Annotated in this window: 16 protein-coding genes and 1 pseudogene; 3 read left to right on the top strand and 14 right to left on the bottom strand. The window is 60.6% G+C overall.

What is annotated here, in order from left to right; translation table 11 throughout:
• Window positions 1-691 precede the first annotated feature (691 nt).
• Together rne and ACF0H7_RS06835 are read left to right on the top strand one after the other, a co-directional pair.
• A pseudogene (rne, locus tag ACF0H7_RS06840) lies at window positions 692-3,902 on the top strand (ribonuclease E).
• A gap of 146 nt (window positions 3,903-4,048) precedes the next feature.
• The gene (locus ACF0H7_RS06835; protein WP_397453847.1) at window positions 4,049-4,507 is read left to right on the top strand and encodes an REP-associated tyrosine transposase; all 459 of its coding nucleotides are present in this window, start codon (window positions 4,049-4,051) and stop codon (window positions 4,505-4,507) included.
• Between the two features lie 344 nt (window positions 4,508-4,851).
• Here the strand turns inward: ACF0H7_RS06835 and ACF0H7_RS06830 are convergent, their stop codons facing one another.
• The 11 genes from ACF0H7_RS06830 to ACF0H7_RS06780 all read right to left on the bottom strand — a co-directional run bounded on the left by ACF0H7_RS06830 (window position 4,852) and on the right by ACF0H7_RS06780 (window position 15,831).
• Window positions 4,852-5,445, bottom strand: coding sequence for an NTP transferase domain-containing protein (locus ACF0H7_RS06830; RefSeq protein ID WP_397452023.1), 594 nt, complete (start codon window positions 5,443-5,445; stop codon window positions 4,852-4,854).
• Window positions 5,442-6,428, bottom strand: coding sequence for an XdhC family protein (locus ACF0H7_RS06825; protein ID WP_397452022.1), 987 nt, complete (start codon window positions 6,426-6,428; stop codon window positions 5,442-5,444). The genes ACF0H7_RS06830 and ACF0H7_RS06825 overlap by 4 nt, the downstream gene beginning before the upstream one ends.
• On the bottom strand, window positions 6,428-8,755 hold the full coding sequence (locus ACF0H7_RS06820) for a molybdopterin cofactor-binding domain-containing protein (protein ID WP_397452021.1): 2,328 nt from the start codon (window positions 8,753-8,755) through the stop codon (window positions 6,428-6,430). Before ACF0H7_RS06820 ends, ACF0H7_RS06825 begins: the two co-directional genes overlap by 1 nt.
• Entirely contained in the window at window positions 8,752-9,222 is a 471-nt protein-coding gene (locus tag ACF0H7_RS06815; RefSeq protein ID WP_397452020.1) for a (2Fe-2S)-binding protein, read from the bottom strand. The genes ACF0H7_RS06820 and ACF0H7_RS06815 overlap by 4 nt, the downstream gene beginning before the upstream one ends.
• Before the next feature lie 265 nt (window positions 9,223-9,487).
• A complete protein-coding gene (murB, locus tag ACF0H7_RS06810; RefSeq protein WP_397452019.1) occupies window positions 9,488-10,507 on the bottom strand; it encodes a UDP-N-acetylmuramate dehydrogenase in 1,020 nt (339 codons plus the stop codon).
• The gene (gene kdsB / locus ACF0H7_RS06805) at window positions 10,507-11,271 is read right to left on the bottom strand and encodes a 3-deoxy-manno-octulosonate cytidylyltransferase (RefSeq protein ID WP_397452018.1); all 765 of its coding nucleotides are present in this window, start codon (window positions 11,269-11,271) and stop codon (window positions 10,507-10,509) included. The genes murB and kdsB overlap by 1 nt, the downstream gene beginning before the upstream one ends.
• Window positions 11,268-11,453 (bottom strand): Trm112 family protein, encoded by a 186-nt coding sequence (locus ACF0H7_RS06800; protein WP_087265487.1) that lies wholly within the window; start codon window positions 11,451-11,453, stop codon window positions 11,268-11,270. Before ACF0H7_RS06800 ends, kdsB begins: the two co-directional genes overlap by 4 nt.
• Window positions 11,454-11,469: 16 nt before the next feature.
• Window positions 11,470-12,465 (bottom strand): tetraacyldisaccharide 4'-kinase, encoded by a 996-nt coding sequence (gene lpxK / locus ACF0H7_RS06795; protein ID WP_397452017.1) that lies wholly within the window; start codon window positions 12,463-12,465, stop codon window positions 11,470-11,472.
• A complete protein-coding gene (locus ACF0H7_RS06790) occupies window positions 12,465-12,896 on the bottom strand; it encodes an ExbD/TolR family protein (RefSeq protein WP_397452016.1) in 432 nt (143 codons plus the stop codon). The genes lpxK and ACF0H7_RS06790 overlap by 1 nt, the downstream gene beginning before the upstream one ends.
• Window positions 12,893-13,531 (bottom strand): MotA/TolQ/ExbB proton channel family protein, encoded by a 639-nt coding sequence (locus ACF0H7_RS06785; protein WP_397452015.1) that lies wholly within the window; start codon window positions 13,529-13,531, stop codon window positions 12,893-12,895. Before ACF0H7_RS06785 ends, ACF0H7_RS06790 begins: the two co-directional genes overlap by 4 nt.
• Window positions 13,532-13,614: 83 nt before the next feature.
• Complete coding sequence (locus ACF0H7_RS06780) at window positions 13,615-15,831, bottom strand: DNA internalization-related competence protein ComEC/Rec2 (protein ID WP_397452014.1); 2,217 nt, start codon at window positions 15,829-15,831, stop codon at window positions 13,615-13,617.
• Between the two features lie 137 nt (window positions 15,832-15,968).
• Between ACF0H7_RS06780 and ACF0H7_RS06775 the strand changes: the two genes are divergently transcribed.
• Window positions 15,969-16,490 carry a DUF2062 domain-containing protein gene (locus ACF0H7_RS06775; protein WP_397452013.1) on the top strand — a complete coding sequence of 174 codons (522 nt, stop codon included), beginning with the start codon at window positions 15,969-15,971 and terminating at the stop codon, window positions 16,488-16,490.
• Window positions 16,491-16,583: 93 nt separating this feature from the next.
• On the opposite strand, the gene ACF0H7_RS06770 is transcribed toward ACF0H7_RS06775, so the two are convergent.
• From ACF0H7_RS06770 to ACF0H7_RS06760, 3 genes are all read right to left on the bottom strand, one after another.
• Window positions 16,584-17,363: an ABC transporter permease gene (locus tag ACF0H7_RS06770; protein WP_397452012.1), complete on the bottom strand. Its 780-nt coding sequence runs from the start codon at window positions 17,361-17,363 to the stop codon at window positions 16,584-16,586.
• On the bottom strand, window positions 17,360-18,292 hold the full coding sequence (locus ACF0H7_RS06765; RefSeq protein WP_397452011.1) for an ABC transporter ATP-binding protein: 933 nt from the start codon (window positions 18,290-18,292) through the stop codon (window positions 17,360-17,362). The genes ACF0H7_RS06770 and ACF0H7_RS06765 overlap by 4 nt, the downstream gene beginning before the upstream one ends.
• Window positions 18,293-18,423: 131 nt before the next feature.
• Window positions 18,424-19,047, bottom strand: coding sequence for a glutathione S-transferase family protein (locus ACF0H7_RS06760; protein ID WP_397452010.1), 624 nt, complete (start codon window positions 19,045-19,047; stop codon window positions 18,424-18,426).
• Window positions 19,048-19,234: the final 187 nt, after the last annotated feature.

The following is a 19,234-nucleotide window of genomic DNA, read 5'->3' as shown; positions in this document are numbered from 1 at the left end:
TATGGATTTGAAGCACTTAATGATTGCTGCTATAGTCGCGAACGTCGCCAAAAGCGGCCTGGACAGCGGACAAACGGTATAACCACCGGCCCTGACCAACGCAATTCACGAGGACGCGAGGCCGTCCTACGGGGCTTTCGCTGATAATGGAAGGTCTGGAAACGTAACAAGCGCAGGTGACATGAGGCCTGAAACAAGCCAGATCGCAGAGTTATCACTCGCCTTCCGCGCCCATATTCACGGCCAGTTCACAAAGTGCAGTCGCTTTCAGACGTCCCGAGCGAATGTTTCGGAAATAACGCCTTAAGCCATGACGCGCGGTCTTCCCTTTCGAAGATCGCGGTAAATGCCAACCCGCTGCGGATTCTGCGCGCGGCAGCACCCGAATTATCAGGGATACGTGTGGGGTGGAGACGCACAACCGTCGGACCATGTAGCACCAGGCGCGATTCAAGACGCCTCGTTATTGTTCGCTACCGACGGTTGATTCCTCCTCCTGACAAAGCTTTTGCTGACAGGGTGTCTTTTGTCACCACAGCAAGCAGGATACGTCGTCGCGACTCCGGCCCCATTGGCTGAAACTCGCTAGACACTGGAGTGGCCAACCACTCCTGACGCGCCCTGACACCGACCGTGAGAAGTCGTGTGTGCCGAACGCCGTTTCCGGCAGCCCGGAAACCGACGGTACTACATGAAAAGAATGCTAATTAACGCAACTCAACCCGAAGAGTTGCGTGTCGCACTGGTAGACGGCCAACGTCTCTATGATCTGGACATCGAGTCCGGTGCCCGCGAGCAAAAGAAGGCCAATATCTATAAAGGCCGGATTACTCGCATCGAACCAAGCCTTGAGGCTGCCTTTGTCGATTTCGGCTCTGAGCGCCACGGCTTCCTGCCACTTAAAGAAATCTCCCGCGAATACTTCAAGAAGTCTGTTGAAGGCCGCGTCAACATCAAGGACGTCCTGAGCGAAGGCCAGGAAGTCATCGTTCAGGTCGAGAAAGAAGAACGTGGCAACAAGGGCGCAGCCCTGACCACCTTCATCAGTCTCGCCGGTCGTTATCTGGTGCTGATGCCGAACAACCCGCGTGCCGGCGGCATCTCGCGCCGTATCGAAGGCGAAGAACGCAACGAACTGCGTGAAGCGCTGAACGGCCTGGTTGCTCCAGCCGACATGGGCCTGATCGTGCGCACTGCCGGCCTGGGCCGCAGCAGCGAAGAAATGCAGTGGGACCTCGATTACCTGCTGCAACTGTGGACCGCCATCAAGGAAGCTTCTCTTGATCGTTCCGCGCCGTTCCTGATCTATCAGGAAAGCAACGTCATCATCCGCGCCATCCGCGATTACCTGCGCCAGGACATCGGCGAAGTGCTGATCGACAGCGTTGAAGCCCAGGAAGAAGCCCTGACCTTCATCCGCCAGGTGATGCCGCAGTACGCCAGCAAAATCAAGCTCTACGAAGACAGCGTTCCGCTGTTCAACCGTTTCCAGATCGAAAGCCAGATCGAAACCGCTTTCCAGCGCGTTGTCGAACTGCCTTCCGGCGGCTCCATCGTTATCGATCCGACCGAAGCCCTGGTGTCCATCGACATCAACTCGGCCCGCGCCACTAAAGGCAGCGACATCGAAGAAACCGCCCTGCAAACCAACCTGGAAGCGGCTGAAGAAATCGCCCGCCAGCTGCGTCTGCGTGACATCGGTGGCCTGATCGTCATCGACTTCATCGACATGACGCCGGCCAAGAACCAGCGCGCCGTGGAAGAGAAAGTCCGCGAAAGCCTGGAAGCCGACCGCGCCCGCGTTCAAGTGGGTCGCATCTCGCGCTTTGGTCTGCTGGAAATGTCCCGTCAGCGCCTGCGTCCTTCGCTGGGCGAGAGCAGCGGCATCGTTTGCCCGCGTTGCAACGGCACCGGCATCATCCGTGACGTCGAATCGCTGTCGCTGGCGATCCTGCGCCTGATCGAAGAAGAAGCCCTGAAAGACCGCACCGCCGAAGTTCGCGCACAAGTGCCGATCCCGGTCGCTGGCGTTCCTGCTCAACGAAAAACGCAACTCGATCACCAAGATCGAACTGCGCACTCGCGCTCGCATCGTCATCCTGCCGAACGACCACCTCGAAACGCCTCACTTCGAAGTGCAACGTCTGCGTGACGACAGCCCGGAAGCTCACACCAACCAGTCCAGCTACGAAATCGCTGCGGCCGCTGCCGAAGTCGAAGAAGTCGCACCGCCAGCCGCTGCCACCCGCACCCTGGTGCGCCAGGAAGCCGCCGTCAAGACCGCGCCAGCTCGTGCCAACGCACCGGTCCCGGTCGAAGCGGTTGCAACTCCGGCAGTCACTGCACCGGTCGTCCACGAGCCAAGCCTGTTCAAAGGCCTGGTGAAGTCGCTGGTCAGCCTGTTTGCGTCGAAGGAAGAGCCGGTTGCGCCGGTCGTTGCCGAGAAACCGGCCAGCGAACGTTCACCTGCGCGCAGCAACGATGAGCGTCGCAACGGTCGTCAGCAGAGCCGCAGCCGTAACGGCCGTCGCGATGAAGGCAAGCCGCGTGAAGAGCGCGCCGAACGTGCCCCTCGTGAAGAACGTGCTCCGCGTGAAGAGCGTGCACCTCGCGAAGACCGTGCTCCGCGTGAAGAACGCGCGCCACGTGAAGTGCGTGAAGAAACCACCGCTCCCCGCGAAGAACGTGCACCGCGTCCACCGCGCGAGCCACGTGCCCCGCGTGAAGATCGCAAGCCGCGTGAAGAGCGCGTGCGTGAACTGCGTGAACCGCTGGACGCCGTTGCCCCTGCTGAAGCCCGTAGCGAAGAGCAGCCTCGTCCAGAGCGCGCACCGCGTGAAGAGCGTCAACCGCGTGCACCGCGTGAAGAGCGTCAGCCACGTGCCGAGCAGGCCGCCGCTGCGGTCAGCGAAGACGAAGCACTGCCGAACGAAGAACTGTTGCAGGATGACAACCAGGACGGCGCAGAAGGCGATCGCCCTCGTCGTCGCTCCCGTGGTCAGCGTCGTCGCAGCAACCGTCGTGAGCGTCAACGTGATGCCAATGGCAATGTGATCGAAGGTCCGGAAGGCTCTGAAGACGGCGCCGAAGGTACTGACGAAGGTACCCACAGCGAACCTACCAGCGCTGAACTGGCTGCCGGTCTGGCTGTAACAGCCGCCGTTGCCAGCAGCGTAATCAGCGCAACGGCCGAAGCCGACGCCCATCGTCAGGCCGAGCGAGCAACCGCTACTGTTGAAGCCAGCGAAGCACCTGCGTTCGAAGCGCCAGTGGTTGAAGCGCCGATTGCCCAGGTTGCAGCGCACGTTGAAGCCACGCCGGACGTTGAAGTCCAGCACGCGCCTCGCGAAGAAGTGGTTCATGCACCGGTCGTTGCCGAAGAAGCACCGATGGCCGCTCAAACCGAGCTGTTCAGTGCTCCGGTTGCCGAGCTGCCAGTTGCTCCGGTTCACGAGGAAGTGAAGGTCACTGAATCGCCGGAACTGCCAACTGAGTTTGTGGCCCCGATCGTCGCTGAACCTGTGGTGGCTCCGGCCGTAGTGGCTGAAGTTGAAGCCCCTGCACCGGTCGCTGCTCCTGTTACTGAACCTGAGGTGGTGGAAGCACCGGCTGCTCCGGTCAGCAGCACAGGCCGCGCGCCGAACGATCCTCGCGAAGTGCGTCGTCGCAAGCGTGAAGCCGAAGCCGCCGCTGCCGCCGCTAAAGTGACTGAAGTAGAAGCCGCCCCGGCGCCTGCTCCAATTGCCGAAGAAGTGGTTGCAGAAGTTGCAGCACCGGTTGAGCACAGTGCACCTGACGCCCACACGCCGGTGATCGACGAAAACCTGCGCTCGGCTGAAGAAGTCGTGAAGCACCACGCAGAAGAACTGGAAGAAAGCACCGAGCCTAAACCACTCGCTTAATCCCGTTCGTTAAAAAGCCCCCGCCTGCGCAAGCAGCCGGGGGCTTTTTTATGCCTGCTGAAACATCCGGCTGTTGTTTAGGCAGGCGCCACGGCGACTACACCGTTAGATTCACTGGCTGGTTTTCTGCGAAGGAAGGCGATGGAATGCTCCGACATGAACATGGACGTCATCTACGCTTAGGCCGTTTTTCCGAAATCTGGCGTGTTTACAACGTGACATCGATTATTGAAGATCGCCGCCCCATATTTGAAGATTGGCGCTTGGGGCGGTTAGTCATCGATGAGTTCAGGCGCGCGGAACAGCAAGGGCTGGCGTTGTCTTTGGCCTGGGTAGTAATGCCAGATCACTTCCATTGGTTACTTCAACTCAGACATGGCTCTTTAGATAAGGTCATGAAGCAGGTAAAAGCCCGCAGCGCGATTGAGATTAATAGGGCCACTCATCGCGAGGGGCGGCTCTGGCAGAAGGGTTTTCACGACCGAGCGGTTCGCCATGAAGATGACCTAAGGAAAATAGCCCGCTACATCATCGCCAATCCTCTGCGAGCAGGACTGGTCGAATATGTGGGCGACTATTCTCTATGGGATGCGATATGGGTTTGAGGCTGCGCGACGGCACCCTGTAGGAGCGAACTTGTTCGCGAGGCGATGTGCCAGGCAAACCGCATCAAGCTGCTCGCCAACAAGTTGGCTCCTACAACGAGGCGATGTGCCAGGCAAACCGCATCAAGCTGATCGCCAACAAGTTGGCTCCTACAACGAGGCGATGTGCCAGGCAAACCGCATCAAGCTGATCGCCAACAAGTTGGCTCCTACAACGAGGCGATGTGCCAGGCAAACCGCATCAAGCTGATCGCCAACAAGTTGGCTCCTACATCGAGGCGGTGTGCCAGGCAAACCGCATCAAGCTGATCGCCAACAAGTTGGCTCCTACAGAGGTATGGCAATCAAGGGTTGAATAGCAGTGCCTCAGGCACATCGACATCCCACAACACCCCAGGATCATTCACTTCGATCTGCCGCACCAACTCCGGCTGAAACAAGCGCTTGGCGCCTCGATCACCTGACAGCGCCATCAATGGCAAACAAAACCGTCGACCAAACGCCACGGGATGCCCCAGGGCGCCGTTGTAGACCGGCACACAGATGTGATCATCGTCTAGCGACTCGACCAGAAAGCTCAAGGTTTCGGGCAATATGAACGGCATATCCCCCAGCACCACCAGCCAACCGCGATGATCAGGTTCAGCGGTCACCGCTGCAGCAATGCTGTCGCCCATACCGGCGGACTCCAGCAACTCCACACGGCAAGCGTAGCGTTGCCCAAGCTCAATGACCGCATGGCACTCTGGTCGGGCCAGCAGCACGACCTGGTCGACAATGTTGGCCACATTCAGCAGCACTTGCTCCAGCACCGGCCTGACAACGCCATCACGCCCGACGCAGGGTGCCAGCAACTTGTCCTGATCAGCACCCGCCACCTCCCGGTAGCGACTGCCCTGCCCGGCCGCCAGCACGATGGCACAAAGGCTGGCGCTCAATGCGCGACCTCGGCGGCGGCAGGCCTTTTCTGTTTCAAGGCCACGCCGTTTTTCAAGGTCACGATCTCGGCCATCAACGACAAGGCGATTTCCGCCGGGGTATGACTGCCGATATGCAAACCGATCGGCCCATGCAGACGGTCGACGGCCTCAGGGGTGAGTCCCAGTTGCGCAAGATTTTCCCGGCGCTTCTGGCTAGTCACCCGCGAACCCAGCGCACCGACGTAAAACGCGTTGGAGTTCAGCGCCGTGAGCAACGCCATGTCGTCCAGACGCGGGTCATGGGTCAACGCGACAATTGCCGTACGCTCGTCCGGTTCGATGGCCAGCACCGCGTCGTCCGGCATGCCAGGAACGAAGCGGGCTTGTTGATCTTCCCAACCGAAAGCGAATTCCTTGCGTGGATCACAGATCAGCACTTCGAAATCCAGTAACCGGGCCATTTCCGCGACGTAGCGCGACAATTGGCCCGCCCCGATCAACAACAAACGCCAGCGCGGGCCGTAAACCGTACGCAGCGTGGTTCCGTCGAAACTCAGCTGATCCTCTCGACTGCCCGGATGCAGCGTGACCCGCCCCGTCGGCAGGTCCAGGGTGCGAGCCACCAGTTGGTGGTCCGCACAACGCTGCAGCAGCTCTTCGACCCAGCGTTCGTCGCCCACCCACTCTTCAGTCAGACGCAATGTCCCACCGCACGGCAGACCAAACCGCGCCGCTTCCTCCTGGGTGACGCCGTATGTCACCAGCTGGACCGACCCCCGATCCTGCAAGCGACCGTCCTGCAAACGCGAAATCAGGTCGTCTTCAATACAGCCACCGGACACCGAGCCGATGACCATGCCGTCTTCACGCAAGGCCAGCATCGCCCCCGGCGGCCTCGGCGCGCTGCCCCAGGTCTGTACCACGCTGTACAACACCACCCGATGCCCGGCGCGACGCCAGTCCAGCACGCTGCTCAAGACGTTTAGATCAACACTGTCCATCAGGCTTTCACCTGTTTGCTCTGCCAACCGTTGAGCTGAAAACGTATCGGCAAGCTGCGGATGCGCTGCCCCGTGGCGGCAAAGATGGCGTTACACAAGGCGGGCGCTATGGGCGGCACGCCTGGCTCACCGACACCGCCCAACGGCACACCCTCAGGCGGTGCGACCAAATGCACGGCAACCTGTTTCGGCGCCAACGACATCCGCGCGACTTCATACATATGGAAGTTGTCCTGCTGGACTTTGCCATCCTTGAAGCTGATTTCACCGACTACCGCATTGCCCAGTCCCATGACGCACGCGCCTTCGAACTGCGACCGAATACGTTCCGGGTTGATCTGCGGACCGCAATCCACGGCGATGTCGGCTTTGTGCACGATCAGCGTGCCATCGTCCTTGACCTCCACTTCAATCACCGCCGCCACATAGGTGACGAAGCTGTAATGCACCGCCAGGCCCAAACCACGGCCCTTGGGCAATTCACGGCCCCAGCCGGCTTCCCGGGTCGCCCGCTCCAGCACGCCACGCACCCGTGCAGTGTCGATCGGGTAGCGTTCAGGCGACTCACCGTAGTTCCACTCTTCACTCAAGGTGCGCGGATCGATCTTACGATCCGGCCCCAACAGTTTGAGCTGGTACTTCAGTGGATCCTGACCGGCTTTGGCAGCCAACTCGTCAATAAAGCTCTGGATCGCAAAGCCATGGGGGATGTTCGACACCGAGCGGTACCAGCCTACGCGGGTATGCGCGACGGCGTCGGGGTTTTCCAGACGCACGTTAGGAATCGAGTACGGCAGGTTGGTAAAACCCATGCCCAACTCGAAGCCGCCTTCGTTTTTCACCCCAGGAGCAAACAACGCGGTGATGCTCGGCGCCACGGTGCGATGCAACCATCCCGATGGCATGCCGTCCTTGTCGAGGCTGGCCTTGAGGTATTCCGCCGACACCGTGTGGAAGTAGGAGTGGTGGATATCGTCTTCACGGGTCCACTGCACGCGCACCGCTTTGCCGGGCATGGCCTTGGCCAGAATCGCCGCTTCGACGATGTAATCCGGTTTGGACTTGCGCCCAAAACCGCCACCAAGCAAGGTAATGTTGACCGTCACCTTGTCGAAACCAATCCCCAGCCGATCGGCGATCCGGGTGCGAGTCACCTGCGGCGCTTGGCTGGGTGCCCATACTTCGCAGGCGCCGTCATTGAACAGCGCAATGGCAACCATTGGCTCCATGGGCGATTGCGCCAAGTGCGGCAAATAATAGGACGCCTCATGGTTGCCCGGTGCCGCGCTCAAGGCCTTGTCGACATCACCGGTGTTGCGCACCACTTTGCCGGGTTTGCGCGACGCCTCTTCGAGTTGCTGGCGATACACGACGGAGTCGTACGTCGCATTGCCGCCATCGTCCCATTCGATCTTCAGCGCCTCACGGCCCTTGATCGCCGCCCAGGTGTTGCTGGCGATCACGGCGACACCGCCCAATGGCTGAAACTCAGAGGGCAACGGACGGCTCTCGACTTCCATCACCTTGATCACCCCCGGCACCTTCAGCGCAGCGCTGGCGTCGTAGGATTTGACCTTGCCGCCATATACCTGCGGCCGGGCGATGGTGGCGTAAAGCATGCCGTCGATGTGCACGTCGGCGCCATACACGGCACGACCGTGGACAATGTCATCGCCATCCAGCGCGCGCCGGGCTTCCTTGCCGATGTACAAAAACTCGGACGGTTGTTTCAGCCGCAGCGTCTCACGCGCCGGAACCGCCAATGCACCGGCCGCAGCGGCCAGCGCGCCGTAACCCAGTTCACGACCGCTCGGGCCGTGGATAACTTTATGCAGTTTCGCCTGACATTCGGTCACCGGCACTTGCCATTGGTTGGCGGCGGCCTGCTCGAGCATGGTCCGGGCAGCGGCACCGCAACGGCGCATCGGCTCGTACCAGTGGCGCATGCTGCGCGAACCGTCGGTGTCCTGGTTACCGAAGCGCACCTCATCGGCCGGCGCCTGGCGAACCTTGACCAGCGCCCAGTCGGCCTCCAGTTCATCGGCCACCACCATGCTCAGGCTGCTGCGAATGCCCTGGCCCATTTCCGAGCGGTTGCAGGTCACGGTGACACTGCCGTCGCTGCCGATGCTGACGTAGACCTTCGGATCGTCGATCCAGCCGTGAGGCATGCCGTCGGCGCCGAACTTTTTCTCATCGGCAAACGCGTCCTGCCAACCCCAGCTGGCAGCCAGCACCAGCGCGCTGGTGGCGCCTACACCTTTGAGAAAACCGCGACGACTGAGGTTGCTCAGGGCGAAATCATTCAGGGACTCGGACTGGCTCATGCCTTGGCCTCCTGCAAATGGCTCGCGGCCTGCTGAATGGCAGTCTTGATCCGGTTGTAGGTGCCACAGCGGCAGATATTGCCGGCCATGAACTCTTCGATCTGCACTTCGGAAGGCTTGGGATTGCTTTTCAGCAAGGCGGTGGCGGACATGATCTGCCCACCCTGACAGAAACCGCACTGCGCCACGCCATTGTCGAGCCAGGCTTGCTGTACGACTTGTCCGATCGGATCGCTGTGCAGGTTATCAATGGTGCTGACCGCCTGTCCGACGACGCTGCTGATCGGGATCACGCACGAGCGCACGGCCTCGCCATTGATGTGGATAGTGCAGGCGCCACACAAGCCCATGCCGCAGCCGAATTTGGTGCCGGTGTAACCGGCGACATCGCGAATCGCCCACAGCAGCGGCATATCGTCGGTGGCGTCCAGTTGCAGGTCTTTACCGTTCAGGTTCAGGGTAATCATTCGAACACACTGCCTTATCATCAGGTTTGTCGAGCGACCGGTCTCTGATTCAGCTCTGTGGCTGGGCAGGTCGGCTCGAACAGAGAGGGGCCGTGTCGCACAGCCCTTACGGTTTTATTGCAGAAAACGGGAAATGATCGGGACGGATAGCCAGCTAAGCATTTTAGGCCCAGGCACCGCAATATGCCTCCTAAAGATGCTTAAAAGGGCATGAAGTCAAATGAATAAACTGGCCACAGCGCTGCAGCCGGGGTAAGGCCAAACCTCAGTAGAGGTTCGGCTCCATTTCCAGGTGCACGCCGTAGCGCTGGGCAATGTCCTGCTGGATACGCTGCGCCAGGCCCAGCAGTTGCAAGCCACTGGCCGTGCCGTAGTTGACCAGCACCAATGCCTGCAAACGATGCACCCCGGCGTCTGCCTCGCGGAAGCCTTTCCAGCCAGCCTGCTCGATCAACCAACCGGCGGCCAGTTTGACCTGGCCGTCAGCCTGTGGATAAGCCACCAGCCCCGGATGCTCGCGCTTCAGTTCGGCGCCCAGCTCGGCAGACACCAGCGGGTTCTTGAAGAAGCTGCCGGCGTTGCCCAGTACCGCGGGGTCTGGCAGTTTTTCACTGCGAATCGCGCAGATCGCCGCACTGACGTCTTTCGCCGTCGGCTGCTCGATTCCTTGTTCGGTCAAGCGCTGACGCACCGGGCCATATTCCAGGTGCAAATGCGCTGCGCGAGTGAGCACAAAGCGCACGCGCAGGATCAACCAGCGCCCGGCCTGATGTTTGAACACGCTGTCGCGATAGGCGAAAGCGCAGTCGTCGAGGTTGAACTCGCGCAGTTCGCCAGTCTGGCGATCCAGTGCGGTCAGGCTGTGGAAAACATCTTTGATCTCGACACCGTACGCGCCAATGTTCTGCATCGGTGCGGCCCCGACGGTGCCGGGAATCAGGCTGAGGTTTTCCAGGCCGGACAGGCCTTGCTCCAGACTCCACAGTACAAACGGATGCCAGGTCTCGCCGGCCTCCGCTTCGACGATCACCCGCTGGCCGTTGTCGCTGAGAACGCGAACGCCCCGGCTGGCCATGCGCAGCACCAATGCCTGAATGTCAGCGGTCAGCAGCAGGTTGCTGCCGCCGCCGATCACCAACAGCGGCAGTTGATGCGCCGCCGAATACGCCAGTGCTTCACGCACGTCGTCATCACTGTGGGCTTCGGCAAACAAACGAGCCTGGACATCGACGCCGAAGGTATTGAACGGTTTAAGCGAGACCGCGGACTGCACCTGCAAAGACATCAAGCCTCCAGCAAGCGACGCACGCGCTCAAGATCTTCCGGCGTGTCGACGCCGGCTGGCGGTGCCTCAAGGGCGTCGGCGACGTGAATCCGCACGCCATGCCACAGCGCACGCAATTGCTCCAGGCTCTCGGTGCTTTCAAGCCAGCACGGGCCCCAACCGACGAAATCATGCAGGAAGCCCGCACGGTAGGCGTAGATCCCGATATGTCGGCGATAGGGTACGTCGGCGGGCAGCTGGTCGCGGTTCTGCGCCAGTGCATCACGCGCCCATGGCAAGGGTGCGCGGCTGAAGGTCAGGGCCAGACCGTTGATGTCCGCCACCACCTTGACCACGTTGGGATTGAACAGGTGCGCTACGTCGTCGATCGGCTCGGCCAGGGTCGACATCCGTGCTTCCGGGTGCGCAGCCAGGTTAGCCGCCACCTGATCGATCACCGCCGGCGGGATCATTGGTTCGTCACCCTGCACGTTGACCACGATGGCATCGGCGGCGAGGCCCAATTGCGTGGCCACTTCGGCCAGGCGATCGGTACCGGAGTTGTGATCGTCACGGGTCAGCAGCACGTCGGCGCCGAACGCACGGCAGGCTTCGACAATGCGCGGATCATCCGTGGCGACTACCACCCGCTCGGCGCTGCTTTTGCGCGCCTGTTCCCAGACGTGCTGGATCATCGGCTTGCCGGCGATCATTTTCAGCGGTTTGCCGGGGAAGCGAGTCGAGCCGTAACGCGCCGGGATGACAACGGTGAACACTGCGGTCATTTATCCAGACGCTCGTCGGTGGTCAGGGTGCGCGCTTCGCTTTCCAGCATCACCGGGATGCCATCACGGATCGGAAAGGCCAGGCCCGCACCTTTGCTGATCAGCTCGGTTTTATCGGCACTGAGCTTGAGCGGACCTTTGCAGATCGGGCAAGCGAGGATATCGAGCAATTTGGTGTCCATAAGAAATCCTGAGGTGTTATGGCAAAAGACGTAACAACTGCGCATCGAACCAGCTGACAAACGCCTCGGAAGGCTCGGCGTCTACCGCCAGATACCACCAGTCATCGGCGGAGAAGGCCCGGCATTTGACGGCGTCCTTCTCGGTCATGATCAGCGGCAGCCGGGGCGTAAAGGTCAACGCCTGCGCGCTAAAGACCGCATGGTCGGCGAACGCGTGGGGCACAGGCCGCCAGTGTAGCCCTTCGAGGGTGTTGAAGAAACGTTGCGGATTGCCAATCCCGGCCACTGCGTGCAGCGCTTGCCCGGCGGGGAAATGGCTCAAGGGCTGGCGTTCGCCGCTGCGCAGGTTGACCACCGTCGTCGGTTTAAGCACAAAGCCGAAGCCGTCATCGCGGTCACTGCTGGCACCGTTGTAGAGCAGCGCATCGACGCTGTTCAGACGCTCCACTGGCTCGCGCAACGGGCCAGCCGGCAGGCAACGGCGATTGCCCAGGCCGCGAGCGGCGTCGATCAACACCAGTTCCAGGTCACGGGCGAGACGGTAATGCTGCATGCCGTCGTCACAGAGGATCAAGTCCAGCGGCTCGGCAGCGAGCAAGCCGCGGACGGCGGCGCTGCGGTCGGGGTCGATCATCAGCGGTACGCCGCTGCGCTGCACGATGAGCAAGGGTTCATCGCCGGCCTGACTGGCGTCCTGATCGGCCCGCACCCGCCACGGCAAACTTGGCGGTTTGGCGCCGTAACCCCGGCTGACCACGCCCACGCGCAGCCCGCGACGGCGGCAATGTTCGATCATCCACAGGATCATCGGCGTCTTGCCGGTGCCACCCACGGTGATATTGCCCACCACCAGCACCGGCACCGGCGCTCGATAAATAGTGCCCTCGCCGGCCACGAATCGCGCACGCTTGCTGTCCACCACCCGCCGATACAGCCACTCCAGCGGACGCAACAGCCCTAGCGCCGGGTGACCGGTGTACCAGGCGTCGAGTAAACGATCGGTCAGCGCCATCAGTTAGCCGATGGCGCCTCGACCGTGGTCATGCGCAGGTGGCTGAAACCCAGCTTGCCCGCCGCATCCATGGCCGTGATCACTGCTTGATGAGGGGTTTTACCGTCGGCGCTGATCGACAGCGGCAGCTTGGTATCGCCCTGCGACTCCCGCTGCAGTGCGTCCATCAACGACGACAAATCGTTCTTCGGCAGCAGTTGGTTATTCAGTGAATACACGCCCTCGGCGCTGATCGCGATGTCCAGATGCTTGAGGTTGGTATCGGTTTCCAGCGTGCCACTGACCGCTTCCGGCAAGTCGACACGCAACTGCGTTTCGCGGGTGAAGGTGGTGGTGACCACAAAGAACAGCAGTAGGATGAACACCACGTCAATCAACGACACGAGGTTGATGTCGATGTTCTCCCGCGGCTTGCGACGGCGGAATTTCACGCTTTGTCCCCGTTCAGATCGACATCGCGGTCGCCCTGCACCACTTCAACCAGCTTGATCGCTTCCTGCTCCATGCCGACCACCAGCTCATCGACCCGGCTTTGCAGGAAACGATGGAAGAAGATCGCCGGAATACCGACCATCAGGCCGGACGCGGTACAGATCAAGGCTTTGGAGATACCGCCGGCCAGTACCGCCGGGTTGCTGCTCATACCGCCGGAGTTCATGAACGAACCGAAGATATCGATCATGCCCAAGACAGTGCCGAGCAAACCGAGCAACGGCGCCATGGCGGCGATAGTGCCCAACGCACTCAGGTAGCGTTCGAGTTCATGGATGACCCGCTGCGCAGCCTCTTCGATGCATTCCTTCATGATCTCGCGGCCATGTCGGGAGTTCGCCAGACCGGCCGCCAGAATCTCGCCCAGTGGTGAGTCGGCGCGCAGTTCCCTGAGCTTTTCCTTGTTCAGCTGCTTGTCTTTGATCCAGCGCCAGACCTGACCGAGCAAGTGTGGCGGCGTGATCCGGCTGGCGCGCAAAGTCCACAGTCGCTCAATAATGATTGCGACAGCAGCGATGGAACTCAGAATGATCGGCAGCATCATCCAGCCGCCTGATTTGACCAGTTCCCACACAGTAAAGACCCCTCGAAAAAAGTGGCGCCACTCTAACATAGGGCTGCCGCGACGCCGAATCCTGCGATGAATAACCGCCGCGTTCAATCCCGCCAGAAGCGCCTTCGCCCCTGCTCGCCTTGCGCCTGGCCGAACTGGCCCAGTTGCAGGCGAATGGCACCCAGTTGCGCGTTGTCATAGGCGGTTATCCCCAACGCAGCATAGCGCGCCAAGACCTGCGGGTGCGGATGGCCGAAATTGTTGGCGCGCCCACGGGAAATCAGCACGCCATCGGGCTGGACCGCCTTGAGCAGCACCATGGACGACGAACTGCGGCTGCCATGATGCGGCGCCAGCAACCAGCGCGCCCGCACGTCGAAACCGCTGGCGATCAGCGCCCGCTCGGCATCGCTGTCGATATCACCGGTCAATAACAGGCGCTCACCCTTGGCTTCGATCATCAGCACGCAGGAAGCCGGGTTGCTCGCCCGGGCGTCTTTCCAGCGCCAGGTCGAGAACTGCACGCCATCCCACTGCCAGCGCTCATCGTTGTCGCAATACTGCGCCTGCAAGATGTCCGGCAACTGGCTGGCTTCGCCGCTGAGCACTCGGCCGACCGGCAGCCCGCCATACACCGCCAAGGCGCCGCCGGTGTGATCGGCGTGGTTATGGCTGAGCAGCATCAGGTCGAGATGACGAACCCCGGTCTTGCGAATCGACGGTAAAACCACGCGCTGTCCGATGTCGAAATCACCAAAGCGCGGCCCAGCGTCGTACAGCAGGGTGTGATGGCGGGTTCGCAACAACACCGACAATCCTTGGCCGACGTCCAGTTGCAGCACCTCGACTTCACCGTCGGGCACGTGCTTTAACGGAGGAAATACACACAACAACAGCAGCGGCCACCCCAACAACCGCAGGGGTATGCCTTTGGGCAGCAATAACAGCACCCCGCCGAGCAGGCTCAGGCACCATGCCCACCACGGCACGGCACTGCCGACCCAGGCCGGCAGCCAACCGGCAATCAGCGTCAGCCCTTGGAACAGCGCCTCCAGCAATCCTCCTGCCAGCCACAACAGGCTGGCACCCACTCCCGGCACCGGCAATAACGCCGTGCCCAGCAGCGCCAATGGCAACACCAACAAACTGACCCAGGGCACCGCGAACAGATTGGCCAGCGGCCCGGTAAGGCTGACCGGCAGGTTCAACGCCAGCAACATCGGCAACAAGCCGATCGCGATCAGCCATTGCGCGCGGGTCCAGCTTTGCAGCCAGCTCCAGGCCCCCAGCCGTCCGCTGAAGATCAGAATCAGAATCGCCACTGCCGCGAAGGACAGCCAGAAGCCCGGTTGCAGGCTGACCAGCGGCTCGAAAATCAACACCAGGTTCAGCGACACCAGCAACGGCCACCACACCCCCAGATGGCGAAAACGCAAACGCCAGAGCAGGACCAGACCAATCATGGTGCAGGCTCGGCGCACCGGGACATCAAAGCCCGCGAGCAGGCCATACGCGAGCGCCGCAGCGAACGCCAAGCCGCAGGCCCACGGCAACCAGGGCACGCGACCGGGCCACAGCCCCCAACGCGCCATGCCCGCCACCAGTGCATAGATCAAACCGGCCAACATTCCGATGTGCTGCCCGGAGATCACCAGTAAATGCACGGTACCGGTGTCTTGCAGCACCTGCCAATCCTGAGGGCTCAAGCCTGAGCCATCGCCCAATACCAGCGCGGCCAACGCGCCTTCGCGGCCTTGAGCGTCGACGGCCAGCAAAGGCTGGCGCACCGCATCACGCCACGCAGACTCGGCGACCGTCAGTCGTTGCCCGTCGACGACCGTGCCAGTGGCGCCGATCCGTTGCGCGAGCAGCCAGGCTTCATAGTCGAACGCGTGAGGGTTGAGCAATCCGGTCGGACGCTTGAGCTTGACGGCCAATCGCCAGCGTTCACCACTGCGCACCTCGGGCCCGCCATACCAGGCCACGCGCAGGCGTTCGGGCAGCGGCGTGCGACGCGATTGCGCTTGCTCGATCTGAAAACGCACCACGCCATCGGCAGGCAGCGGCAAACCGACCACCTTGCCCTCGAGCCAGCGCGTCTGACCGTCCAGCGCCTCGGGCAAGCGATCATTCAGCGCGCCTTGCGCCGAGACACAGGCCCACGTGAAGCCAAACAGAAAAAATGCCAGTGGATAACTGCGAAACGGCAGCAGCATCAAACCGACGACAGGCATCACCAACAACAGCCAGGTTGGCGGCAATGCCGGCAGAAACCGAAGGCTCAAAAGCCCGAGCGCGAGCGCCACCATCCCTGTGCGCATGAGTTGCTCCTGTGAAAAGTCGAGCCCTTCAATTAGCGCACTTGGCCAGACGCTGCTTTATTAATTGTCACAAAGTCTGAATTTGATGTGGACAAAATCTGGGCATACTGGCCCCCACCCTCGGGACGAGAACCCTTATGCCGCGCCATTTGTTCAAACGCTACATGCCGGACCCGGCCAGCATCAGAGAACACAAATCCTTACGATTTCTTGGCCGTCTTCTGCATGATCCCAACCTTTGGCACCTCAATCGCCACTCGGTGGCGCGGGCGATGGGTATCGGCTTGTTCGCGGCGTTCATGCCCATTCCATTGCAGATGCTGCTGGCCGCCGTGCTGGCGATTAGTTTGCGCGCCAACATGCCGATCAGCGTCAGCCTGGTCTGGCTGACCAACCCGATTACCATGCCGCCGGTGTTTTACGGCACCTACAAACTCGGCTCGTGGCTGATGCAAATCCCGTCACGGCAGCTACCGGACGAGTTGACCTGGGAGTGGATCAGCGGGCAGTTGTCCACACTGTGGCAACCCTTTTTACTGGGTTCGTTGGTGGCGGGACTGGTGTTCGGCGCGACGGGCTATTGCCTGACCCAACTGTATTGGCGCTGGTGGGTCGGACGGCAATGGCGTTTGAGAAAGGAAAAGCGGCGGGCACGTTGAACAGTACACAAAATCCGTATCGGAGGTATCAAGACATCGGTAGATCTGTGGCTGGACACGCTCTATGTCTCGCCACAGATACCAAACGCCTGACTACTGACGCATCCCACGCCCGCTGACCAGCAACCGCGCACAGCCCCAGTACAAGGCGATGGTGGCGACGATCATGAAGGCCATGGCGATGCTGATGCGGATATCGGACACCCCCAGAATGCCGTAGCGGAAGGCGTTGACCATGTGCAGCACCGGGTTGGCCAGTGAGACGGTCTGCCAGAACGGCGGCAGCAGGTTGATCGAGTAGAACACCCCGCCCAGGTATGTCAGCGGCGTCAGGACGAAGGTCGGGATGATCGAGATATCGTCGAAGTTGCGCGCAAACACCGCATTGATGAAGCCCAACAGCGAGAAAATCGTCGCCGTCAGCACCACCACGATGATGGTGATCCCCAGGTGATGCACCTGCAGGTCGGTGAAGAACATCGACAGCAGGGTCACGATAACCCCGACGATCAAGCCACGCAGCACGCCACCCAAGGTATAGCCGATCAGAATGGTGTGCGGTGAAACCGGCGACACCATCAACTCTTCGACGGAACGCTGAAACTTGGCGCCGAAAAAACTCGAGACCACGTTGCCATATGAGTTGGTGATCACCGACATCATGATCAGGCCCGGCACGATGTACTGCATGTAGGTGAAGCCGCCCATATCGCCGATTTGCCGGCCGATCAGGTTCCCGAAGATCACAAAGTACAGCACCATGGTGATCGCTGGCGGCAGCAGGGTCTGCGGCCAGATTCGGGTGAAACGACGAACTTCGCGATAAACGATGGTGTTGAGGGCAACCAGGTTTGGCTGTAGCTCGGAATTCATACGGCCACCTTCGCCAGGTTTTTTTCCACCAGAGACACGAACAACTCCTCGAGGCGATTGGTTTTGTTGCGCAGGCTCAGTACTTCGATGTTCTGCAGCGCCAATTGGCCGAACAGCGCAGTGATGCCCACTTGCTTGTCGACCTGAACTTCCAGCGTATGGCTATCAACCAGTTTCGACGGATATCCGATCAGGTTTGGCGCCGCCACACACGTATCTTTCAGGTCCAGCAGGAAGGTCTCGACGTGCAACTTGTTGAGCAACGTCTTCATGCTGGTGTTTTCGACAATGGTGCCGTGGTCAATGATGCCGATGTTGCGGCACAACTGCTCAGCCTCTTCCAGATAGTGCGTGGTGAGGATGATGGTGATGCCTTTCTGGTTCAGTTCGGTGAGGAACGTCCACATCGAGCGACGCAGCTCAATGTCCACGCCCGCAGTCGGCTCGTCGAGAATCAACAGACGCGGCTCATGGATCAGTGCGCGGGCAATCATCAGACGCCGCTTCATACCACCGGACAACGCCCGCGATGGCACGTCGCGCTTGTCCCACAGGCCCAACTGCGTCAGGTACTGCTCGGCGCGTTCCTTGGCGATCTTCGGTGGAATCCCGTAGTAACCGGCCTGGGTCACGACGATGTCGAAGGTCTTCTCGAACTGGTTGAAATTGAATTCCTGCGGCACCACGCCGATCGAGCGCTTGAGCGCTGCCGGTTCGCGGTCGAGGTCATGGCCAAAGATATTCACACTGCCGCTGGTTTTGTTGACCAGGGTAGAAATGATGCCGATGGTCGTGGATTTACCGGCGCCGTTAGGGCCGAGCAAGGCAAAGAAATCACCTTCAGCGACATCCAGTTCGATACCACTCAGGGCCTGGAAACCGTTGCCGTAGGTTTTGGTTAGCTGCCGGATGGACAGAGCGGAACTCATGCTGGAATACGCACCAAGAAGGAGAAGGAAGAATAAGTAGGGGCGATCACACTTGATGACAACTGCGGCGCTCCGCGCAATGGTGCTTGGCAACGCCGCTCAAGTACAGCCCCGCGTAATGATAGTGACTATTAACTCAACGCAGTCATGACTGCTTTTTGATAGGCCGGACGCTGCTTCAGGCGCCCGTACCACGCTTCGAGATGCGGCATCGGAGTTCGTTCAATCGGCATTTCGAACCAGGCGTAAATAAAACTGCCCACCGGAATATCGCCCATGCCGAACGCTTGACCGGACAAATAGGGTTGTTTGGCCAATGCCGCATCGACCACCGACAATGCCTCTTCACAGGCTTTGATCCCGGCGTGGATCTTCGCCCAGTCCTGTTGTTCGGCCGGTGTACGCAGTACGCCCCAGAACACGGTCTTGAACGGATCGGCCAGGGTCGAGGTCATCCAGTCCATCCACTTGTCCGCTCCCGCGCGGGCAACTGGATCGGCCGGGTACAGCGCGCTGTTCGGTGCATAACGCGCTGCCAGGTAACGCACGATGGCGTTGGATTCCCAGAGCACCAAATCCTCGTCCTCGATCATCGGAATCCGGCCATTGGGATTCTTCGCCCGGTATTCAGCCTTCTCGACCAGGCCAAACGCGCCGCCCGCATCGATGGCCTCATACGGCAAGGCTATTTCCTCGGCGCACCACAATACTTTGCGGACGTTGGAAGAGTTTTTTCGGCCCCAGATTTTCAGCATTACCAGTCCTCTTTCGCGACAGTGGTTTCTTGTTCGCCGGCCAGTCTACTCCTTCTTTTTTTGCCGAGGTTGTCGGCTGCCGCCTAATAAAGGCTGATCGCTTGATCCGGCGGATGTTTAGCGTAATCACCCTCGCGCCCGGCGAACTCCAGCACGGCCGGGTGGTCATTATCGATGAAGCGACCAA

Origin of the sequence: Pseudomonas sp. NA-150, assembly GCF_044336365.1 — a bacterium.
Lineage (GTDB): Bacteria > Pseudomonadota > Gammaproteobacteria > Pseudomonadales > Pseudomonadaceae > Aquipseudomonas.
The sequence above is the reverse complement of the archived record's forward strand: the minus strand, read 5'-3'. Positions and strand labels throughout refer to the sequence as shown.